This window comes from Aeromicrobium halocynthiae, assembly GCF_039531385.1.
Classification (GTDB): Bacteria; Actinomycetota; Actinomycetes; order Propionibacteriales; family Nocardioidaceae; genus Aeromicrobium; species Aeromicrobium halocynthiae.
Genome location: NZ_BAAAPY010000003.1, coordinates 213,271 through 234,022, shown reverse-complemented (window position 1 = coordinate 234,022; position 20,752 = coordinate 213,271). Strand labels below are relative to the sequence as shown.

The following is a 20,752-nucleotide window of genomic DNA, read 5'->3' as shown; positions in this document are numbered from 1 at the left end:
CGGGTCGGCCAGCGTGACCGGCTTCCCCGCGCAGCGTCCTCGGCGGCTCCGCTCGTCGGCGGCGATGCGACGTCTCGTGGCGGAGACGTCGCTGCGACCCCAGGACCTCGTGCTGCCGATGTTCGTGGCCGAGGGCATCGACGACCCGCGCCCCATCGGCAGCATGCCCGGCGTCGTGCAGCACACCCGGGCCTCCGCCCGGGACGCCGTGCGTGAGGCACGCGAGCTCGGACTGGGGGGTGTGATGCTCTTCGGCGTCCCCGAGCGCAAGGACGCCATCGGTTCCGGTGGGCTGGACCCCGACGGCATCCTCAACGTCGCCGTCGCCGACGCCCGCGAGGTGGCCGGTGACGACCTGCTCGTCATGTCCGACCTCTGCCTGGACGAGTTCACCGATCACGGCCACTGCGGCGTCCTGGACGATCGCGGCCGCGTCGACAACGACGCGACCCTGGAGGTCTACGGGCGGATGGGCGTGGCCCAGGCCGACGCCGGGGCGCACGTGGTCGGTCCGAGCGGGATGATGGACGGGCAGGTCGGCGTCATCCGGGCCGCGCTCGATGCGGCCGGTCACCAGGACGTCGCGATCCTGGCGTACGCGGTGAAGTACGCCTCGGCCTTCTACGGTCCGTTCCGCGAGGCGGTCGACTCCTCCCTGCAGGGCGACCGACGCACCTACCAGCAGGACCCGGCCAACGCGCGCGAGTCCGTGCGGGAGGTCCTCCTCGACGTCGAGGAGGGCGCCGACGTCGTCATGGTCAAGCCGGCCATGTCCTACCTCGACCTCGTCGCGACGGTCCGGGCCACGGTCTCCGTGCCGGTCGCTGCCTACCAGGTCTCGGGGGAGTACGCGATGATCGAGGCCGCCGCCGAACGGGGCTGGATCGACCGCGACCGAGCGATCGAGGAGTCGGTGCTGTCGGTCCGGCGCGCCGGAGCCGACATCGTGCTCACGTACTGGGCCGCCGAGCTGGGCCGACGGCTCTAGCGATCAGCCGGCTCAGTAGCCGAACTCGGCCATGCAGGCGCGGAAGGCGCTCTGCGGGATGCCCAGCGGCACGCGGAGCAAGCAGGTCGCGTTCGCCTCGACGAGGGTCAGCAGGCCGCCGACGGTGTCCGTGACGGGCGCCAACGGCGTGCCCGAGCCGCCCTCGGAGATCGCTCCGCCGACGGTGCGCGGGGGCGAGCTGCTGCCGCCACCGCTGGAGGACCCGCCGCCGCTGGACGAGCCGCCGCCGGAGGACGTGCCGCCCCCGGTGCTGGTGCCCCCACCGGTCGACCCGGTGCCGCCGTTGCCGCCACGGTCGCGGGCCTCCTCGCGCTCGCGCTGGGCCTCGCGCGCCTCGCGCTCGGCGCGGCGCTGGTCGGCCGCAGCACGCTCACGCTGTGCCGGGCTCAGGGACTGGTCGAAGGATCGGCCCGTGATGACGGTGCCGGACGGGGTCCCGTTCGGGGCCTGGGAGAAGTCGCCGTCAGCGTAGGCCTGGGAGATGCGCATGACGAGGTCGACGTAGGAGTCCGAGCGGTTGTACCGCTTGACCGACGCGGCGACGTCGGAGGCCTCGGAGAGGTCGGCCCCGCCGGAGCAGAGGTAGATGCCGGCCGAGGTGGCGGCGTCGTAGATGTTCTGCGGGTTCTTCTCCCCGTCGCCGTCGGCGTCGGTGCCGACGGCCGCCCACGTGCCGGGGATGAACTGCATGGGACCGACCGCGCGGTCGTAGACGCGGTCGTTGTCGAGTGCCCCGTTGTCGGTGTCCATGATGCGCGCGGTGCCGTTGGTGCCGTCCAGCGCGATGCCGTAGATGCCGGGCTGCGCGGTGCCGTCCGCGTCGAGGGCGTTGCCGCCGAAGCGGCCGTGGTTGGACTCCACGCGACCGATGGCTGCGACGAGGTGCCACGGCAGGTTGCAGGACTCGGCGGCCTGGCCCAGGAGCGACTCGGCGCGGCGGTAGGCGCCCAGTGCCGAGGCGGGGATGCCGTTCGTGGAGAGGGTCGAGACGGTACCGTCGGCGCCAGCGCGCGGGTCGATGCCGGCAGGGCTCTCCTGCACGCTGGCCGGCTGCTCGAACGGGGTGCTCGGGACGTCGGGGATCTCCCCGGAGGCGGCACGGTCGTCAGCGGTGGCCAGGCCCGAGTTGGTGAGCGCGACGCTCCACGCGACGACCAGCAGAGCCATCGGCACGATCGCGCTGGCCTTGTGCCAACGGCTGAGGCTGCGCGTAGCCATCGAGTCCCTTCCTCCCTCGTGGCACGTGATGCACGCCACGGTAAACGCATGTTACCCGCGGGTTCCCCTCACAGCAAAGTGACCCACGTCTCCGATCCAACGAGCCGGGCCCCCGGAGGGTTACGGCCCCCGCCCGCCGCCACCGCCCGGCTGGGACACTGGACCCATGACCGATGTCGAGCAGCAGGCCACCCCAGCGTCCTCGCAGTGGTTCGAACGGGCCCGCGCGGTCTCCCCCGGGGGCGTCAACTCGCCGGTGCGCGCCTTCCGCGCCGTCGGTGGCACGCCGCGGTTCATGGTGAGCGCCGAGGGCTCGTGGCTGACCGACGCCGACGACACCACCTACCTCGACCTCGTGGGCTCGTGGGGGCCGATGCTGCTGGGCCACGCCCACCCGCAGGTCATCAGCGCCGTGCAGGACGTCGCGGCTCGCGGGACGTCGTTCGGCACGCCGAGCCTGCCCGAGGTCGAGCTCGCCGAGGAGATCGTCGCGCGGGCCCCGGTCGAGAGCGTCCGGCTCGTGTCCTCCGGCACGGAGGCCACGATGTCGGCCATCCGCCTGGCGCGCGGCTTCACCGGACGCAACCGGATCGTGAAGTTCGCGGGCTGCTACCACGGTCACGTCGACGCCCTCCTCGCCGAGGCCGGCTCCGGCCTGGTGACGCTCGGCATCCCCGGCACCCCCGGCGTGCCCGAGCACGTGACCGCCGACGTCATCGTCCTGCCCTACAACGACACCGCCGCCGTCACCGAGGCGTTCGAGCGCTACGGCGACGAGATCGCCTGCCTGGTCACGGAGGCGGCCGCGGGCAACATGGGCGTCGTCGCCCCCGACCCGGGGTTCAATGCCTTCCTCGCGAGGACGTGCCGCGAGCACGGCGCGCTGTTCGTGAGCGACGAGGTGATGACCGGCTTCCGCCTCAGCCGCGCCGGCCACTGGGGCATCGAGGGCGCGAAGGAGGGGTGGCGCCCGGACCTGCTGACCTTCGGCAAGGTGATGGGCGGTGGCTTCCCGGCCGCCGCGTTCGGCGGTCGGCGCGACGTCATGGACCACCTCGCGCCGAGCGGACCCGTCTACCAGGCCGGGACGCTCTCGGGGAACCCGGTCGCCACCACCGCGGGGCTCACCACGCTGCGCCTGGCGGACGACGCCGTGTACCGCAGCATCGACGAGTGGTCCGCCGAGGCGCGACGGCTCGTCTCCGACGCGCTCGACGAGGCGGGGGTGCCCCACGTCGTGCAGGAGGTCGGCAGCATGTTCAGCATCCTGTGGGGCACCACCACGCGCGCCCGGTCCTTCGCCGACGTCCAGGCCCAGGAGGCGTGGCGGTACGGACCGTTCTTCCACGCGATGCTGGAGGCGGGGATCTACCTGCCGCCGAGCGCCTACGAGTCGTGGTTCGTCTCGGCGGCGCACGACGACCAGGGACTCTCTAGGATGGCCTCGGCCCTCCCGGCTGCCGCTCGCGCGGCCGCCGCGGCCCCACCGACCGTGTCCGCATCAGCGAGCGAGTGAACAGATGAGCAAGCGCACGATCGTCCACCTCATGCGTCACGGCGAGGTGCACAACCCCGACGCTGTCCTCTACGGCCGCCTGCCGGAGTACTTCCTGTCCGAGCTGGGCCACGAGATGGCTGCTGCGGCGGCCGAGCACCTGTCGAAGAACGAGATCGTCCACCTCGTGTCCTCCCCGCTGGAGCGCGCCCAGCAGACGGTCGAGCCGCTCCGCGCGATCCTCGAGGCGCCGGTCACGACCGACGACCGCGTCATCGAGGCCGACAACCTCTTCGAGGGCCGCACCGTCGGGGCCGAGCCCCGTGCACTCGTGCACCCCAAGAACTGGTGGAAGCTCCGCAACCCGTGGCGGCCCTCGTGGGGCGAGCCCTACGCCGACATCGCAGCCCGCATGCAGGCGGCCATCGCCGACGCCCGTGACGCCGCCCGTGGCCACGAGGCCGTCATCGTCTCCCACCAGCTGCCGGTCTGGATCGCGCGCCAGGCGTACGAGGGCAACAGCTTCGTCCACGACCCCCGCAAGCGGCAGTGCACGCTGGCGAGCATCACCAGCCTGACGTTCGACGGGGACGACTACGTCGGCTACACCTACGCCGAGCCGGCCGGCCACCTCCTGCCGGACGCGCTCAAGGGACAGTTCGTGGGCGGCGCCTGAGCCATGCGACCGTCCACCCCCCGGCCCGCGTCGCTCGCGGCCCTGCTCGTCGTGCTCGCGGCCCTCGTCGCGGGCTGCTCGGGCATCGGCACCGAGGGCTCCACCGGTGGCTACGTCTCGGGCAGCCGATTCGTGACGTTCGTCGATCCCGAGGACCGGGACCAGGCGCCCGTCCTTGCCGGTGACGACCTCGACGGGCAGCCGCTCAGCACCGAGGACCTCGCCGGACGGACCGTCGTCGTCAACGTCTGGGGCTCGTGGTGCCCGCCGTGCCGAGCCGAGGCGCCCGTGCTGAACGAGGTGTCCGAGCAGTACGCCGACCAAGGCGTGCGGTTCGTCGGACTCGTCGTCCGCGACAACATCGACGCCGCCCGCGCCTTCGAGCGGCGCTTCGAGACGCCGTACCCCAGCATCATGGACGAGGGCGGTCGGATGCAGCTGGGCTTCGCGCAGTCGCTCCCGTCGCAGGCCATCCCGACCACGTGGGTGATCGACGCCGAGGGTCGCGTCGCCGCGCGCATCGTCGACCCCGAGCTGCGGGCCTCGACGCTCGCCGGGGTGATCGACGACGTCCTCGCCTCCACGCCGGGCCCGTCGAACGGTGGAGTCGAGGGTGGCGATGGGTGACCTCTTCGCCGATGCAGCCGCCGGTTCGCTCCTGCTCGCCGTGCCCGTCGCCGTCGTCGCGGGCCTCATCTCCTTCTTCTCGCCCTGCGTGCTCCCCCTGCTGCCGGGGTACCTCTCCTACGTCACCGGCGTCGGCGTCCAGGACCTGGAGTCCGCGGGCCGCCTGCGGATGCTCGCCGGGTCGGTCCTGTTCGTCCTCGGCTTCACGGTCGTCTTCGTCCTCGGCGGCGCCCTGTTCGGTGCGGTCGGGCAGTCGCTCTTCCAGTACCGGCGCGAGTTCTCGATCGTCCTCGGCGTCGTCGTCATCGTCCTGGGGCTCGTCTTCATGGGGCTCGTCCCCCTGCTGCAGCGCGAGGTGCGCATCCACGCCGTGCCGGCCGTCGGGATCGGCGTCGCGCCCCTGCTCGGCTTCTTCTTCGGCCTGGGCTGGCTGCCGTGCATCGGACCGACCCTCGGCGTCGTGCTCACCCTCGCGAACCAGGAGGGGACGGCGCCGCGTGGCGCCCTGCTCACCTTCGTCTACTGCCTCGGCCTCGGCGTCCCGTTCGTCGTCGCGGCGCTGGCGTTCCGCCGCTTCATGGTGGCCGTCGACTGGGCGCGACGGAACCAGCGCGCACTGCAGCTCGTCGGTGGCGGCATGCTCGTGCTGGTGGGGGTGCTGCTCGTGAGCGGCGTGTGGGACGCGATCGTCATGGACCTGCAAGCGTGGGCGAGCAGCTTCGGAGCCGTGGTCTGATGTCCAGCCGCGAACGGGAGGGCGGACCGGCACCCGCGCTCGGGTCCCGGGAGTTCGGCCGGTGGATCTGGCGCCAGCTGACGTCCATGCGCACCGCGCTCCTGCTGCTGTTGCTGCTGGCGATCGCCGCGGTTCCCGGCTCGGTGGTGCCTCAGCGCGGTGTCGACGCGCGCGCCGTCGAGGCGTACATGACGCGCAACCCCACGCTCTCCCCGTGGCTCGACCGGTTCGGCTTCTTCGACGTCTACACGTCGCCGTGGTTCAGCGCCATCTACCTGCTGCTGATGGTCTCGCTCATCGGGTGCATCCTGCCGCGCACCCGCGTCTACCTCAAGGCGCTGCGGGCGCGCCCGCCCAAGGCGCCGAAGCGGCTCGAGCGGCTCCCCGCCTCGGCCACCTTCACCGTCGACGCGTCGCCCGCCGAGGTCGCCTCCGCGGCCCGCGACGTGCTCCGTGGGCCGCGGTTCCTGCCGGCCCGCGTCGACGTCGTCGAGGACGGGGACTCCTCGGAGGTGCGCGTCGAGAAGGGCTACCTGCGCGAGCTCGGCAACCTCGTCTTCCACGTCAGCATCGTGCTCGTGCTGATCGGCGTGGCCGGCGGCGCGCTGTTCGGCTACCGGGGCGCGGCCATCGTCACCCAGGGCAGCGGCTTCGCGAACGTCCTCACCCAGTACGACGAGTTCGCCTCCGGTGCCCTGTTCGACCCCGACGACCTCCCGCCGTTCAGCCTGCAGCTCGACGAGGTCCAGGCCCGCTTCTGGACCGACGGCCCCCAGCGCGGCGCCCCCCGCCTGTTCCGGGCAGCGGGCACCGTCGAGACCGAGCCGGGAGCCGATCCGCAGCCCTTCGAGATCCGCGTCAACCAGCCGCTCGGCGTCGACGGCACCTCGGTCTTCCTCGTCGGCCAGGGCTACGCACCGGTGCTGCGCGTGACCGACCCCGAGGGCAACGTCGTCTTCGACGACGCCGTGCCCTTCCTGCCGCAGGACGGCACCTACACCTCCAACGGCGTCGTGCAGGTGCCGGACGCCGAGCCGCAGCAGCTCGGCTTCCAGGGCTTCTTCCTGCCCACCGCCGTCGTCGGCGAGGACGAGGACGCGTCGGTCTCGATCTTCCCCGGCGCGGTGAACCCGATCATCGGGCTCTTCGCGTTCGAGGGGGACCTCGGTCTCGACGACGGCACGCCGCAGTCGGTCTTCATCCTCGACAAGACGAACCTCACCCAGATCCTCGACGAGGACGGGGAGAACTTCCGCATCAGCCTGAGCCCCGGCCAGGAGGCCGAGCTCCCGAACGGCGCCACCATCGAGTTCGCCGACCTGCGCCTGTTCGCGCGGTTCCAGGTCGCGTCCACCCCGTTGGTGGAGCTGCCGCTCGTCGCGATCAGCGTCGGCATCCTCGGACTCGTGCTCTCCCTGGTCGTCCGACCGCGGCGCACCTGGGTCCGGTCGCGTCGGGGGTCCGCAGGTACCGTGGTAGAGGTCGCGGCCCTCGACAGGGTGCCGCGCGACGACCTTCCGGACGACCTAGACGACCTGCTGGAACGCCTCGCCGACGCACTCGGCGTCCCGGCCTCGGTCACCCGGTCCGAGCACGAGGAGAACGACCAGTCATGAGCCCGGAGACTCTCGCCCAGGTGTCCAACTACGCCGTGGCCTCCGCCACGGTCGTCATCGCGCTGGCGTTCCTCGCGCACATGGCCGAGTGGGGCTTCGCGCGCAAGGTCGACCAGCCAGTCGAGGAGGAGGCCACGGTCACCGTGGGCGCCGGTGCCCCCGCGGCCCGCCAGTCGACCGCGGCAGCGGACGACGACGCCCCCTCCCGACCCGACCTGCTCTCGTCGGTCGGCGTCTCCCTGACCGGGCTCGGCACGGTCCTGCTCCTCGTCGGCTTCGTGGTCCGGGGCTTCGCGGCCGACCGCGTGCCCTGGGGCAACATGTACGAGTTCGGCATCGGCGGTGCGGCGTTCGCCCTCGTCGTGTACCTCGTCCTGGTGCGGGTCCAGGCGATCCAGTGGCTCGGCGGCATCGTCACGGGCTTCGCGCTCGTCGTGCTCGGCATGGCGATGTCGACCTACGTACCGGCCGGGCCCCTCGTGCCCGCGCTGCATTCCTACTGGCTGGTCATCCACGTCGCCGCCGTCATGCTGGCCGGCGCCTTCTTCCTCGTCGGAGCCGCCTCGTCCCTGCTGTTCCTCATCCGCCACCGTGCGGAGGAGCGCGGCACGGTGGGCGGGCTGCTCAGCCGCTTCCCGCACTCCGCGGTGATGGACCAGATCGCCTACCGGACCAACGCCGTCGCCTTCCCCCTGTGGACTTTCGGCGCGCTCATCGCCGGATCGATCTGGGCGCACTACGCCTGGGGCCGGTACTGGGGCTGGGACCCCAAGGAGGTCTGGGCGTTCATCACCTGGGTGGTCTACGCCGGCTACCTGCACGCGCGCGCCACGCGCGGCTGGAAGGGCCGGCGCGCCGCGATCATCGCGCTCGTGGGCTTCCTGACGTTCCTGTTCAGCTACTACGGCGTGAACCTGTTCGGCTCGGGTCTGCACTCCTACGCGACCTGAGCGGCGCAGGACCGCGCGGTGCGCGGGGGGCTTTCAGAGGCCGCGCAGGTAGTCCGGGTCGTCGTCGGGACCGAGGCGACGCGGACGACGCGGCGGGGGCGTGCCGCGCTGGCGGCTCGCGCCGAGGAAGACCCACAGCAGCGGCCCGATGAACGGCGCGAGGACGATCACCGGGAACCAGGCGAGCTTGGGCAACAGGCGCACGTCCCGCTTCGGAGTGGCCAGCAGGTCGAAGAACGCATAGATCAGCAGCGCGACCGCCACGACCACGAGGAGTGCCTTGCCCATGGGTCAACGCTACCGGCCCCCATCAATGTGGACAGTCCAATCTCGACGGGGCGATCTCGACGGGGCTCAGCACGTCCTGGACCCACCGGGACCAGGACGGCCCGACGGTAGGCTGGTCCCATGAGTCTGCTGGCCAAGTTCACGCTCGCCCGGGTGGGCATCTTCCTGGTGACCTACGTGCTGATGTGGGGCGTCGGCCAGTTCTTCCTGGAGTGGGGCCAGCTGACGAACCTCGTCATCTTGCTGCTCGCGCTGTTCGTCTCCTCCATCGCGTCCCTCTTCCTGCTCGCCGACATGCGCGCCCAGCTGGCGCAGCGGGTCCAGGGCCGCGCCGAGCGGATGAACGAGCGCGTCGAGGAGTCGCGCCGTGCCGAAGACGTCGACTGACCAGCGGGCCTGGATCGACGAGGCGATCCGCCGCGTCGAGGCCGACGCGAACCGCAGCGCCGACACCCACCTGCACCCGTTCGCGCTCGCGACGCCCGGCGTCGACCTCTACCTCAAGGACGAGTCCGTCCACCCCACCGGCAGCCTGAAGCACCGGCTCGCGCGGTCGCTGTTCCTACACGCGCTGTGCAACGGCTGGATCGGCCCGTCGAGCACGGTCGTGGAGGCCTCCAGCGGATCCACCGCGGTGAGCGAGGCATACTTCGCCCGGCTGCTGGGGCTGCCGTTCGTCGCGGTGATGCCGTCCAGCACGAGCCGCGAGAAGGTCGCCCTGATCGAGTGGCACGGCGGACGCTGCCACTTCGTCGACCAGGCGTCGGAGGTCTACGACGAGGCGCGCCGGCTCGCCGACGACTGCGGCGGGCACTACATGGACCAGTTCACCTACGCCGAGCGTGCGACCGACTGGCGCGGCAACAACAACATCGCCGAGTCGATCTTCGAGCAGATGGCGCACGAGCCGCACCCGTGTCCGACGTGGGTCGTCGTGAGCGCCGGGACCGGAGGGACGTCCGCGACGATCGGCCGCTTCGTGCGGTACCGACGCTTCGCCACTCGGCTGATGGTCGCCGACCCGGAGGGATCGGCGTTCCTCGACGGCTGGCGCGAGGACCGCTCCGACGTCGTCACGGGTCGCTCCTCGCGCATCGAGGGGATCGGCCGGCCGCGGGTCGAGCCGTCGTTCGTAGGCGGCGTCATCGACGACATGGTCCGGGTGCCCGACGCCGCCTCCATCGCCACGATGCGCTGGGTCAGCGACCGGCTCGGCCGTCCCGTCGGCGGCTCCACCGGCACGAACGTCTGGGCCGCCCTCGGCGTCGCGAGCCGCATGCACGCGGAGGGGGTCGAGGGCAGCATCGTCACGCTGCTGTGCGACGGCGGCGAGCGCTACCTGAGCACGTACTTCGACGACGGCTGGCTGGCCGAGCACGACATCGACCTCACCCCTTACCGGGATGCGCTCGCGGAGTACGACCGCACCGGGGTGCTGGCGACCTCTGAGCCTCAGGTGACGGGGACGATCCGGATCGACTCGACGACACCGTCGGCGAGCACCAGGTGACCCACCGTCCCGTGCGGCTGGCGGCGCTTGTCCGTCGGCGACCCGGGGTTCACGATCGTGAGCCGCTCGTCTGCCTCGTGCAGCGGGATGTGGGAGTGGCCGAACACGACGACGTCGGCGTCGGGGAACCGGCGGTGCATGCGGTTCAGTCGGCCCTGCTTCGCGCCGGCGTCGTGGATCATCGCGACGTGGACCCCGGCGAGCTTCAGCTCGAGGGTGGGCGGCGCGCCCCAGGCCTCGACCTCGGGTCCGTCGTTGTTGCCGGCGACGGCGTGCACCGGTGCGAGTGCGGCGAGCTCGTCGAGGACACCGGGCAGGCAGACGTCGCCGGCGTGCAGGATCAGGTCGACGTCGGCGAGCTCCTCGGCGACCCGTGGTGGCATCGCCTTCCAGAAGCGGGGCGCGTGGGTGTCGGAGATCAGCCCGACGTGGAGACGAGTCACGGCGGGCCGCCGCCCAGCAGCACGACCCCCACGAGCCCGGCGCCGAGGCCCACGGCGTAGAGCAGCTCGGCCACCCCGATGGACTTCAGCACCACGATGAGGTCGCGGCCCGTCGCACCGGCCAGCACGACGCGCAGGGCACCGACGGCGGGCAGCAGGCCGAGCAGGCCGAGCAGCACCCACGGCGTGGCGGTGAACGCCATGGCCACGAGGCACGCCGCGGACACGACGACGAGCGCGAGCAGGAGGCGGCGCGTGGCGGTGTCACCGAGCAGTACGGCGAGGGTGCGCTTGTCGGCGAGGACGTCGGTGGGGATGTCGCGCAGGTTGTTGGCCACGAGGATCGCGCAGGCGAGGGCACCGACGCCGACGGCCGCGAGCCAGGACTCGGCGGTGAGGCGCTCGACCTGCACGTAGGTGGTGCCGAGGACCGCCACGAGCCCGAAGAACACGAAGACGCTCACCTCGCCGAGGGCGCGGTAGCCGTACGGGGTGGCACCGCCGGTGTACGTCCAGGCGGCGGCGATGGCGGCCACGCCGACGACGAGCAGCCACCACGTGGTCGTCGCGGCCAGGGCGAGACCGAGGACGGCGCCGAGGGCCAGGAACCCGACGGCCGCGTTGCGGACCGACGACGGGCTCGCCAGGCCGGACCCGACGAGGCGCAACGGACCGACGCGGTCGTCATCGGTGCCGCGGACGCCGTCGGAGTAGTCGTTGGCGTAGTTCACGCCGACCTGCAGCGCGAGGGAGACGCCGAGCGCCAGCAGCGCCTTCCACCACACGAACCCGTCGGCCCAGACCGCGGCCGCGGTGCCGGCCAGCACGGGCGCGACGGCGGCCGGGAGCGTCCGCGGACGGGCCCCCTCGATCCACTCCGGGATGGTCGCGCGGGCAGGCGTGGCGTCGGCAGGCACGACGGCCAGTGTGCCACCGCCGTAGGGTGGTGGCATGAAGCAGCCGCCGTTCCCGTTCGTGCTCGTGGCACTCGCGGGTCTGGCGACGTTTCTCGCGCTCACCGAGAGCACGCCCCTCATCCGCTACCTGTGCGGCGCCGCGGCACTCGTCCTGGGCGCGGCGGCGATCTACCAGTCGCGGCCGGTGCGCGAGCCCGAGGAGCCCGGCGACGACGACCTGTGAGCGCGTCCCTGCGTCCGGTCGGCGGTGAGCCGGCCGCGTTGCTCGAGCTCCTCGTGCCGTGGGTGCGCGACGGTGGCGACCCGCTCGTCGTGCGGACCTCCGGCAGCACCGGGGAGCCCAAGGACGTCGTGCTGTCCCATCGGGCGGTGGTCGCGTCGGCGCGGGCGACCGAGGCGCGGCTGGGCGGCCCGGGACGCTGGTTGCTGGCCCTGCCGACGTCGGGGGTGGCGGGTCTCCAGGTGCTCGTGCGGTCGGTGCTCGCCGGCGAGGACCCGGTGGTCCTGTCGGACCACCCGGACCTCGAGCCTGCGCTCGACGCGCTGGCCGTCGGGCCGGGGCGGACGTACGCCTCGCTCGTCCCGACCCAGCTGCACCGCCTCGACCGCGACGGGCGGCTCGACCTTCTCGCGCGCCTCGACGCGCTGCTCGTCGGCGGCGCGGGCGTGGACCCGGGTCTCGTCGGCCGGGCCCGACGTGCCGGGGTGAACGTGGTCCGCACCTACGGGATGAGCGAGACCTGTGGGGGTTGTGTCTACGACGGCCGCCCGCTCGACGGCGTGCAGTTGCGCATCGCCGCGTCCGGAGAGATCGAGGTCGCCGGCCCGGTGCTCTTCGACGGCTACGGCGCCGCGCCCTTCGAGGGCGAGTGGTTCGCCACGCGCGACCTCGGCAGCATCGACGACGATGGCGTGCTGTCGGTGCTCGGGCGGGCCGACGACGTCGTGATCAGCGGGGGTGTCAACGTCCCCCTGCCGCGCGTGGAGGAGGCCTTGCGCCGGGTGCCTGGCGTGGCGGACGCCGCCGCCGTCGGCGTGCCCGACCCCGAGTGGGGTCACCGGGTCGTGGCGGTCGTCGTGCGCGACGGCGAGGACCCGCCGACGGGGCTGCCGGCCCTGCGCGATGCGCTCGAGCGCCTCGGTCTCGACCGTCGCTGGGCGCCGCGCGGGGTGCTCATCGTCGAGGAGCTGCCGCTGCTGCCCGGCGGCAAGATCGACCGACGGGCCGTGGCCGCGGTGGCCGAGCGGGCCTGACGCCCGGACGCGGCGGGACGCGACGCGGCCGCCGCTCCGGGGGAGCGGCGGCCGCAGGGTGCGCCGATGCCGTGCGGCGTAGGCCGACTCAGGCGTTCGCGACGGCCTCGGCGACCGGTGTCTGCCCACCGACGACGTCCCACTGGCGTCGTACACCGGCACCGGTGTCCAGGACCTCGGCGACCACGGCTGCGACGTCGGCCCGCGGGATCTCGCCGCGAGAGGCGGAGTCGGCCACCGTGACCAGTCCCGTTGGCTCGTCGTCGGTGAGCCCGCCCGGGCGCAGGATGGTCCAGTCCAGCGAGGTGGCGCGCAGGGCGGCGTCGGCGTCGCGCTTGGCCTCGACGTAGGCGCGCCACACCGGTTCGGTGTCCTCGGGCAGCGTGAGGTCGACGCCGATGGCGGAGATCTGCACGAAGCGGGCGATGCCGACGGACTGGGCGGCCTCGATGGACTTCAACGAGCCCTCGAGGTCGACGGTGCGCTTGCGCTCGATGTTGCCGTCGGGGCCGCCACCGGCGGCGAAGACGACCGCGTCGCACCCCTCGAACGCCGCGGCGAAGCCCTCGGCGTCGGTGGCCTCGATGTCGAGGCGGCGCGCGGTGGCGCCGAGCTTCTCGACGGTGGAGACCTGGGAGTCGTTGCGGATGAGCGCGACGGGCTGGTGGCCGGCCGCGACGAGGCGTGGGATGAGAGCCTGGGCGACCTGACCGTGGCCCCCGACGATGGCGATCTGAGTCATGTCCTCCACCGTGTCACGTTGGTGGTCGACCCGCCCAGTGAGGTCCGTGTGCCGCCGCTCACCAGGCCCGATTCCCAGGGTCCCGTGGGAGCCGGGCCGGCCCGAGGGTTTCGCGCGCGTCCCCAGGGTTGTTCTCATGGGGAGGGGGCAGGAAGCCCGGGGCCGGCGTCGCGTCATGACGACGCCACGCCGTCGCCGGGGCGACGCCGTAGGGTCGACGCGTGCACACCGCCACGTTCGCGATCTCGATGCCCCTGCGGTTCCGCGGCATCCAGCGTCGCGAGGGGGTCCTGATGCGCGGACCGGCCGGGTGGGCGGAGTTCAGCCCGTTCCTGGACTACGACGACCCCGAGTGCGTGCCCTGGCTGCGCTCCGCGATGGACTCCGCCACCCGCCCCTGGCCGGAGCCCCGACGCGCCACCGTGCCCGTGAATGCCACCGTGCCCGCCGTCGACGGTGCCACGGCCCGCCGGATCGTCGAACGGTCGGGGTGTGCGACGGCGAAGGTCAAGGTCGCCGAGCCCGGGCAGAGCCTCGACGACGACCTCGCTCGCGTCGCTGCCGTGCGCGAAGCGCTCGGCGCCACCGGCCTGGTGCGGGTCGACGCGAACGGAGGCTGGAGCCTGGAGGAGGCCGAGCACGCGGTCGCCCTGCTCGACGCGGAGGTCGGTCTGGAGTACGTCGAGCAGCCCTGCGCGACCGTGGAGGAGCTGGCCGAGCTGCGTCGCCGCACCGACGTCCCCGTCGCCGCCGACGAGTCGATCCGACGCGCCGACGACCCCTACCGCGTCCGCGACGCCGAGGCAGCGGACGTCGCCGTGCTCAAGGTGCAGCCCCTCGGGGGAGTCCACGCCTGCCTGCGGATCGCCGAGGAGATCGGCCTGCCCGTGGTCGTCTCGAGCGCCGTCGAGACGTCGGTCGGACTCGCCGCCGGCGTCGCCCTCGCGGCCGCTCTGCCCGAGCTCCCCCACGCCTGCGGCCTGGGCACCACCTCGCTGCTCGACGCCGACGTCGTCGCTGAGGCCCTGGTGCCGGTCGACGGCGTCCTGCCGGTCGGGCGCGTCGAGGTCGATGCCGCGGCCCTCGACGCGGTCCGTCCCGACGCCACCACCGACGGGGCGTGGTGGGCGCGCCTCGAGCGTGTCGCCGCGCTCGTCCCCGAGGCCCAGGAGCTCCTGCGGTGACCGGGCCGGACGGCTCGGCGAGCTCGATCGCCCGCGACCTCGTGGCGTGCCTCGCCGCGGCCGGCGTCACCGACGTCATGCTCGCCCCCGGCTCCCGATCGGCTCCCGTCGCCCTCGCGCTGCATGCTGCGGAGGCCCGCGGTTCCCTGCGCCTCCACGTGCGGGTCGACGAGCGCGAGGCCGGCTTCCTGGCCCTCGGGCTCGCCAAGGTCGCCCGCCGACCGGTGCCGGTCGTGACCACCTCCGGAACGGCCGTCGCGAACCTCCACCCGGCCGTCCTCGAGGCACTGCACGCCGGGGTCCGGGTCGTGGCCGTGACGGCCGACCGCCCGGCCCGCCTGCGCGGCACGGGTGCCAACCAGACCACCGTCCAGCCGGGCATCTTCCCCGGGGTGACGTGCGTCGAGGACGTCGACGCCCTGGCTCGCGAGCTCGCCGCGCCGACCGTCCGGCCCGTCCAACTCAACCTCGAGCTCGACGAGCCGATCGTCGCCCCCGTGCTGGCACCCGAGTCGCAGGTCTGGTCGGCCGCGCGGTCGACGACGACCGACGCACCGCACGAGGTCGCCGAGCTGGAGCGTGGTCCGCGCACCGTCGTCCTGGCCGGCGACGACGCCGGACCCCGCGCCCGACAGGTCGCCGAGGCCGCCGGCTGGCCGCTGCTGGCCGAGCCGACCTCCGGCGCGCGGACCGGTCCTGCCCTGCCGTCCTACCGGCTCCTGCTCGCCCACGCGCCGCTCACGGGCGACGTCGAACGGGTCGTGTGCCTCGGGCACCCCACGCTCAGCCGCCCCGTCACCAGCCTGCTGGCCCGCGCGGACGTCGACGTCGTGCACGTCGGCACGGCATCGACCTTTCCCGTGCCGGCCGGCCCACGCGTGCGGTTCGTCGACGACGTGACGGCTCCGCGCGACGGCCCGTCGCCAGAGGACGACGCCTGGCGCGAGCGGTGGCGCGTCGCGGAGCAGGTGGCGGCGGACATCGTGACTGTCAGCGTCGCGGAGCACCCGACGTCGGGGCTCGCCGTGGCGTCGATCGTCGCTCGGGCCGTCCCGCCGGGCGGGCTGCTGGTCGTCGGGGCGTCGCAGGTCATCCGCGACCTCGACCTCGTCTCACCGGCCCACCCCGTGGGGGAGCGGCGCCTCGTGATCGCGAACCGGGGGCTCGCCGGCATCGACGGCGTCCTCTCGACGGCGATCGGCGCCGCGCTGGCGCGGGACTCGAGCCGCGCGCTCGCCGTCGTCGGCGACCTCACCTTCCTGCACGGGAGCAACGGCCTGCTGATCGGCCCGGACGAGCCGCGACCCGACCTGACGATCGTGGTCGTCAACGACGACGGCGGCGCCATCTTCTCGACGCTGGAGCAAGGCGCACCGGACCACGCCGACGCCTTCGAGCGGGTCTTCGGCACGCCGACGGGGGCCGACCTCGCCGCGCTCTGCACCGGCTACGGCGTCCCGCACCGCCGAGTGGGTCCGAGCGAGCTCGCAGCGGTCCTGCAGGAACCGGCCGCCGGCCTGCGGGTGGTCGAGGTGCCGGTCTCGCGCGACGACCGTCGTGCGCTCGACGTGGACCTGCGTGCGGCCGCCGCCGAGGCCCTGGAGGCCTGAGTCGGCAGCGGGCAGACGAATCGGTCCGGCTGGCGAGAAGCGACCGTGACAGTCCTGGTGTCATGGACGTTCCGCGAGTACGGTGGGTGATGCGCGTCACGCGTCACCGGGCAGCTCCCAGCGCGCCCCTGCCGCAGCCCGTCCCACAGCCCGTCCGACAGCAAGGAACCACATGCCCACGGAGACCTTCGACTACGTCGTCATCGGATCGGGCAGCGCCGGGGGCGTCGTGGCCGCCCGGCTGAGCGAGGACCCCCAGGTGCGGGTGCTGCTGCTCGAGGCCGGCCCGATGGACGACGACGACATGATCCACCTGCCGGCGGGGTTCTCGACGCTGTTCAAGACGAAGTGGGACTGGGGCTACCAGACCACCGCCCAGAAGCACCTCGGTGGACGTCGCGCCGACTGGCCGCGCATGAAGGCCCTCGGTGGGTGCTCCTCCATGAACGCGATGATCTACATCCGCGGCAACCGAGCCGACTACGACGAGTGGCGCGACGGCTACGGCGCCACCGGCTGGGGCTACGACGACGTCCTGCCCTACTTCAAGCGCGCGGAGGGCAACACGCGCCTGGACAACTCCTTCCACGGCACCGACGGCCCCCTCGTGGTCGAGGACCGCCGCTACACGCACGAGCTCAGCCACGCGTTCGTCGACGCCGCCGTGGCCGCCGGACACAAGCACACCGACGACTTCAACGGCGCGGTCCAGGAGGGCGCGGGCCTGTACCAGGTCACGTGCAACAAGGGCCGCCGCTGGTCCGTCGCCGACGCCTACATCCGTCCGGCGATGACGCGGCGCAACCTCGTCGTGCGCACCGAGGCGCTCGTCAGCAAGGTCGTCCTCGACGGCGACCGCGCCGTCGGCGTCACCTATCGTCGCGACGGCGTCGAGCACACCGTGCACGTCGACGGCGAGGTCGTGCTCAGCGGTGGTGCCGTCAACAGCCCGCAGCTGCTCATGCTCTCGGGCATCGGCCCGGCCGCGCAGCTGCGCGAGGTCGGCGTCGAGGTCGCCGTCGACCTGCCCGGCGTCGGGTCGAACCTGCAGGACCACCCCGTCTCCGGCGTCCTCGCGCACACCAAGGACACCACGGACGTCGCGGAGTTCCTGTCGCTGCCGCACATGCTCAAGGCCCAGAAGCTCGGTCGCGGCCCGCTCACGTCGAACGTCGCCGAGGCCGGTGCGTTCCTGCACTCCACCGACGGCCTGGACGCGCCCGACATCCAGATCCACTTCGCGCCCACGGGCTTCTGGGACAACGGCCTGCACGAGCCGAGCCGCCGCGCCCTCACGGCCGCCGTGACGCTCGTCCGCGTCAACAGCCGCGGCCACGTCCGGCTCCGCTCGGCCGACCCCACCTGGCACCCCGAGATCGAGGCCGGCTACTTCGACGACCGAGCCGACCTCGACACGATGATCCGCGGCTACCGCTCCCTGATGGAGATCATGAAGGCGTCGCCGATCGCCCGCTACGTCGAGGCCCCCTGGTCGCCGCCGAGCTTCTCCCCGACCGACGAGGAGATCATCGAGACCATCGCCCGGCTCGGCCAGACCCTCTACCACCCCGTCGGCACGTGCTCGATGGGCTCGGGCGAGGACGCGGTCGTCGACGAGCAGCTGCGGGTCCGCGGCGTCCAGGGCCTGCGCGTCGCCGACGCCTCGGTGATGCCGGCCGTCCCGCGCGGCAACACCAACGCCCCCACGATCATGATCGGCGAGAAGGCCGCCGATCTGCTGAAGGAGACCCGATGACCGCCACCATCCCCACTCCCACCTCCGCGCCGGTCGAGGAGGTCGGCCTGCCCCGCACGAGTGCCGCTCCGCCCGAGGAGGGCGTGGCGACGTTCGAGTCGCTGAACCCGGCGAACGGCGACGTCGTCGGCGTCCACGCGAAGCACTCCGCCGGCGACGTCGACGCCGCGGTGGCGCTCGCCCGCGAGACCGCGCGGTGGTGGGGTGCGCTCGACTTCGCCGAGCGGGCCGAGCACCTGCTGACGTGGCGCAGCGTCCTCACCCGGCGGATGGCACAGCTCGCCGAGCTCGTGCACCGCGAGACCGGCAAGCCGCACGCCGACGCGCAGTTGGAGATCGCCCTCGCCATCGACCACGTCGCCTGGGCCGCCAAGAACGCCAAGAAGGTGCTCGGCCGCCGGTCGGTCTCACCCGGACTCATCATGGCCAACCAGGCGGCGAGCGTGGAGTACAAGCCGCTCGGCGTCGTCGGGGTCATCGGTCCCTGGAACTACCCGGTCTTCACCCCGATGGGCTCCATCGCCTACGCGCTGGCCGCGGGCAACACCGTCGTGTTCAAGCCCAGCGAGTACACGCCCGGCGTGGGCCAGTGGCTCGCCGACACCCTCACCGAGGTGGTCGGCGGTCGTGCCGTGCTGCAGTGCGTGACCGGGCTCGGGGAGACGGGCGCGGCGCTGTGCTCCTCGGGCGTCGACAAGCTCGCCTTCACCGGCTCGGGCGCCACCGGCAAGAAGGTCATGGCCGCGTGCGCCGAGACGCTGACCCCGGTCATCATCGAGGCCGGTGGCAAGGACGCCCTCATCGTCGACGAGGACGCCGACGTCGCCGCGGCCGCGGAGGCGGCTCTGTGGTCCGGCATGTCCAACGCCGGTCAGACGTGCATCGGCACCGAACGCGTCTACGTCCACCGGGCCGTGTTCCACGAGTTCGTCGAGGAGATCCTCGCGCAGGCCAAGGGACTGCGCGCGGGCCCGACCGGCTCGAAGATCGGGCCGATCACGATGCCGTCGCAGGTCGACGTCATCCGCAGCCACGTGCAGGACGCCGTCGACTCCGGCGCGAAGGTCCTCATGGGTGGTCCCGACGCGATCGGCGAGCGTTTCGTGCAGCCGACGATCATGACGTTCGTGCCGGAGAGCTCCAGGGAGATGACCGACGAGACGTTCGGGCCGACGCTCGCCATCAACCCGGTCTCGTCGATGGAGGAGGCGATCGAGCGCACCAACGCCACCCGCTACGGTCTTGCCGGCGCGGTCTTCTCGAAGTCCCGCGGCGAGGAGATCGCCCGTCAGATCCGCTCGGGCATGACGTCGGTCAACGCCGTCATCGCGTTCGCCGGGGTGCCGTCGCTGCCGTTCGGTGGGGTGGGGGAGTCCGGCTTCGGACGGATCCACGGCCCCGACGGCCTGCGTGAGTTCACCTACGCCAAGGCCGTGACCCGCCAGCGCTTCAAGCCGCCGCTGAACCTCACGTCGTTCCAGCGCGACGAGAAGGCCGAGAAGGCGCTCGCGCTGATCACGACGCTCCTGCACGGCGGGAAGAAGACCCTCCGGGTCCCGTGATGCGCCGCTGATCGGTGCCTGTGCAACCGATTGAGGCTCTGGGTGGCTGGATCGGTGCCTCGGCAACCGGAAGGCCGGTCATTGCGTTGCGCAGGCACCGATCGGCAGGGAGGCGGAGGCCCGGTGTGTGGAGGCCGGGGCACTCCGGGGCTGTCGCCCTGATCGGTGCCTGTGCAACCGATTGAGGCTCTGGGTGGCTGGATCGGTGCCTCGGCAACCGGATGGCCGGTCATTGCGTTGTGCAGGCACCGATCGGATCCTGATGGCGGCTAGGCTCGATCGGTGACCTTCCGACGCTTCGTCGCCCTCGGCGACTCCTTCACCGAGGGCGTCGGCGACCCCGACCCTTCCCTGCCGAACGGCGTACGCGGCTGGGCCGACCGGGTGGCCGCCGTGCTCGGGGAGCGGGCCGACGGATTCGGCTACGTCAATCTCGCGATCCGCGGCCGTAAGCTGCGGCAGGTCCTCGCGGAGCAGCTCGAGCCGGCGCTGGCGCTCGAGCCCGACCTCGTCACGATCTACGCCGGCGGCAACGACATCATGCGACCATCGGTCGACCTCGACGCGCTCGTCGCCGCCTACGACGACGCCATCGGTCGGCTCACCGCCACAGGATCCCGGGTCGTGGTCTTCACGGCCTTCGACCCCGCCGGCTTCCCGATCTTCGCCGCGGGCCGAGGTCGGTTCGCCATCTACAACGAGCTCGTGCGCGAGTCGGCCGAGCGTCACGGTGCCACGCTCGTCGACTTCTGGCGCATGCGCGACTACCGCGACCAGCGCATGTGGGCCGACGACCGCCTGCACATGTCGACCCCCGGACACCAGCGCATGGCCATCGCCGTGCTCGACGCGCTGGAGGTCGAGCACGACCTCCGTCCGCTGCCGCTGCCGGAGCTGGCGTCGGTCTCGGCGCGCGAACGGCTCGCCGCGAACCGCACCTGGGTCCTGACCCACGCCGGTCCGTGGGTCAAGCGACGCCTCACCGGGACGTCGTCCGGTGACACCCTGTCGCCGCGCTGGCCGGCCTACGAGCGCTGAGCCTCGTGCTTTCATGCCTGATCGGTGCCTGCGCCACCCAGTGATCGGCCTCTCGGTTGCCAGGGCACCGATCTCGCCGGACGACCGCCATGCGGTTGCTCAGGCACCGATCAGGGGCCCC

Annotated in this window: 21 protein-coding genes; 16 read left to right on the top strand and 5 right to left on the bottom strand. The window is 72.7% G+C overall.

Annotated features, from left to right (window positions below; translation table 11 throughout):
- Positions 1-13: 13 nt before the first annotated feature.
- The gene (gene hemB, locus ABD213_RS06725; protein ID WP_344326191.1) at positions 14-988 is read left to right on the top strand and encodes a porphobilinogen synthase; all 975 of its coding nucleotides are present in this window, start codon (positions 14-16) and stop codon (positions 986-988) included.
- 12 nt (positions 989-1,000) lie between these two features.
- On the opposite strand, the gene ABD213_RS06720 is transcribed toward hemB, so the two are convergent.
- The gene (locus ABD213_RS06720; protein ID WP_344326189.1) at positions 1,001-2,227 is read right to left on the bottom strand and encodes a lytic transglycosylase domain-containing protein; all 1,227 of its coding nucleotides are present in this window, start codon (positions 2,225-2,227) and stop codon (positions 1,001-1,003) included.
- 166 nt (positions 2,228-2,393) lie between these two features.
- On the opposite strand from ABD213_RS06720, the gene hemL reads away from it, so the two are divergent.
- Genes hemL through ccsB form a run of 6 tightly spaced genes read left to right on the top strand, consistent with a single transcriptional unit; the run spans position 2,394 to position 8,327 of the window.
- A complete protein-coding gene (gene hemL / locus ABD213_RS06715) occupies positions 2,394-3,743 on the top strand; it encodes a glutamate-1-semialdehyde 2,1-aminomutase (RefSeq protein ID WP_344326187.1) in 1,350 nt (449 codons plus the stop codon).
- Positions 3,744-3,747: 4 nt separating this feature from the next.
- The gene (locus tag ABD213_RS06710) at positions 3,748-4,398 is read left to right on the top strand and encodes a histidine phosphatase family protein (protein WP_344326185.1); all 651 of its coding nucleotides are present in this window, start codon (positions 3,748-3,750) and stop codon (positions 4,396-4,398) included.
- 3 nt (positions 4,399-4,401) lie between these two features.
- Complete coding sequence (locus ABD213_RS06705) at positions 4,402-5,025, top strand: TlpA family protein disulfide reductase (protein ID WP_344326183.1); 624 nt, start codon at positions 4,402-4,404, stop codon at positions 5,023-5,025.
- Positions 5,018-5,761, top strand: coding sequence for a cytochrome c biogenesis CcdA family protein (locus ABD213_RS06700; RefSeq protein ID WP_344326180.1), 744 nt, complete (start codon positions 5,018-5,020; stop codon positions 5,759-5,761). The genes ABD213_RS06705 and ABD213_RS06700 overlap by 8 nt, the downstream gene beginning before the upstream one ends.
- Entirely contained in the window at positions 5,761-7,377 is a 1,617-nt protein-coding gene (gene resB, locus ABD213_RS06695; protein ID WP_344326178.1) for a cytochrome c biogenesis protein ResB, read from the top strand. Before ABD213_RS06700 ends, resB begins: the two co-directional genes overlap by 1 nt.
- A complete protein-coding gene (gene ccsB / locus ABD213_RS06690) occupies positions 7,374-8,327 on the top strand; it encodes a c-type cytochrome biogenesis protein CcsB (RefSeq protein ID WP_344326176.1) in 954 nt (317 codons plus the stop codon). The genes resB and ccsB overlap by 4 nt, the downstream gene beginning before the upstream one ends.
- 33 nt (positions 8,328-8,360) lie before the next feature.
- Here ccsB and ABD213_RS06685 read toward each other — a convergent pair whose 3' ends face one another.
- Positions 8,361-8,615 (bottom strand): PLD nuclease N-terminal domain-containing protein, encoded by a 255-nt coding sequence (locus ABD213_RS06685; protein ID WP_344326174.1) that lies wholly within the window; start codon positions 8,613-8,615, stop codon positions 8,361-8,363.
- Between the two features lie 120 nt (positions 8,616-8,735).
- Here ABD213_RS06685 and ABD213_RS06680 point away from each other — a divergent pair, with 120 nt between their 5' ends.
- Together ABD213_RS06680 and cds1 are read left to right on the top strand one after the other, a co-directional pair.
- Positions 8,736-9,002 carry a DUF4229 domain-containing protein gene (locus tag ABD213_RS06680; protein WP_344326172.1) on the top strand — a complete coding sequence of 89 codons (267 nt, stop codon included), beginning with the start codon at positions 8,736-8,738 and terminating at the stop codon, positions 9,000-9,002.
- Complete coding sequence (cds1, locus tag ABD213_RS06675; protein ID WP_344326169.1) at positions 8,983-10,125, top strand: L-cysteine desulfhydrase Cds1; 1,143 nt, start codon at positions 8,983-8,985, stop codon at positions 10,123-10,125. Before ABD213_RS06680 ends, cds1 begins: the two co-directional genes overlap by 20 nt.
- On the opposite strand, the gene ABD213_RS06670 is transcribed toward cds1, so the two are convergent.
- Together ABD213_RS06670 and ABD213_RS06665 are read right to left on the bottom strand one after the other, a co-directional pair.
- Positions 10,068-10,568 (bottom strand): metallophosphoesterase family protein, encoded by a 501-nt coding sequence (locus ABD213_RS06670; protein ID WP_344326166.1) that lies wholly within the window; start codon positions 10,566-10,568, stop codon positions 10,068-10,070. The genes cds1 and ABD213_RS06670 overlap by 58 nt on opposite strands.
- On the bottom strand, positions 10,565-11,485 hold the full coding sequence (locus tag ABD213_RS06665; RefSeq protein WP_344326163.1) for a 1,4-dihydroxy-2-naphthoate polyprenyltransferase: 921 nt from the start codon (positions 11,483-11,485) through the stop codon (positions 10,565-10,567). The genes ABD213_RS06670 and ABD213_RS06665 overlap by 4 nt, the downstream gene beginning before the upstream one ends.
- Before the next feature lie 34 nt (positions 11,486-11,519).
- Here ABD213_RS06665 and ABD213_RS06660 point away from each other — a divergent pair, with 34 nt between their 5' ends.
- Both ABD213_RS06660 and ABD213_RS06655 read left to right on the top strand, forming a co-directional pair.
- Positions 11,520-11,708 carry a hypothetical protein gene (locus ABD213_RS06660; RefSeq protein ID WP_344326161.1) on the top strand — a complete coding sequence of 63 codons (189 nt, stop codon included), beginning with the start codon at positions 11,520-11,522 and terminating at the stop codon, positions 11,706-11,708.
- Entirely contained in the window at positions 11,705-12,739 is a 1,035-nt protein-coding gene (locus ABD213_RS06655) for an AMP-binding protein (RefSeq protein WP_344326159.1), read from the top strand. Before ABD213_RS06660 ends, ABD213_RS06655 begins: the two co-directional genes overlap by 4 nt.
- 88 nt (positions 12,740-12,827) lie before the next feature.
- Here ABD213_RS06655 and ABD213_RS06650 read toward each other — a convergent pair whose 3' ends face one another.
- Positions 12,828-13,481, bottom strand: a complete 654-nt coding sequence (locus ABD213_RS06650; protein ID WP_344326157.1) for an SDR family oxidoreductase — start codon at positions 13,479-13,481, stop codon at positions 12,828-12,830.
- Between the two features lie 221 nt (positions 13,482-13,702).
- On the opposite strand from ABD213_RS06650, the gene ABD213_RS06645 reads away from it, so the two are divergent.
- The 5 genes from ABD213_RS06645 to ABD213_RS06625 all read left to right on the top strand — a co-directional run bounded on the left by ABD213_RS06645 (position 13,703) and on the right by ABD213_RS06625 (position 20,631).
- Entirely contained in the window at positions 13,703-14,665 is a 963-nt protein-coding gene (locus ABD213_RS06645) for an o-succinylbenzoate synthase (protein WP_344326154.1), read from the top strand.
- Positions 14,662-16,275 carry a 2-succinyl-5-enolpyruvyl-6-hydroxy-3-cyclohexene-1-carboxylic-acid synthase gene (gene menD, locus ABD213_RS06640; protein WP_344326152.1) on the top strand — a complete coding sequence of 538 codons (1,614 nt, stop codon included), beginning with the start codon at positions 14,662-14,664 and terminating at the stop codon, positions 16,273-16,275. Before ABD213_RS06645 ends, menD begins: the two co-directional genes overlap by 4 nt.
- A gap of 172 nt (positions 16,276-16,447) precedes the next feature.
- The gene (locus tag ABD213_RS06635; RefSeq protein ID WP_344326149.1) at positions 16,448-18,031 is read left to right on the top strand and encodes a GMC family oxidoreductase; all 1,584 of its coding nucleotides are present in this window, start codon (positions 16,448-16,450) and stop codon (positions 18,029-18,031) included.
- Positions 18,028-19,593 (top strand): aldehyde dehydrogenase family protein, encoded by a 1,566-nt coding sequence (locus ABD213_RS06630; protein ID WP_344326147.1) that lies wholly within the window; start codon positions 18,028-18,030, stop codon positions 19,591-19,593. The genes ABD213_RS06635 and ABD213_RS06630 overlap by 4 nt, the downstream gene beginning before the upstream one ends.
- A gap of 282 nt (positions 19,594-19,875) precedes the next feature.
- Complete coding sequence (locus tag ABD213_RS06625) at positions 19,876-20,631, top strand: SGNH/GDSL hydrolase family protein (RefSeq protein ID WP_344326145.1); 756 nt, start codon at positions 19,876-19,878, stop codon at positions 20,629-20,631.
- Positions 20,632-20,752 lie beyond the last annotated feature (121 nt).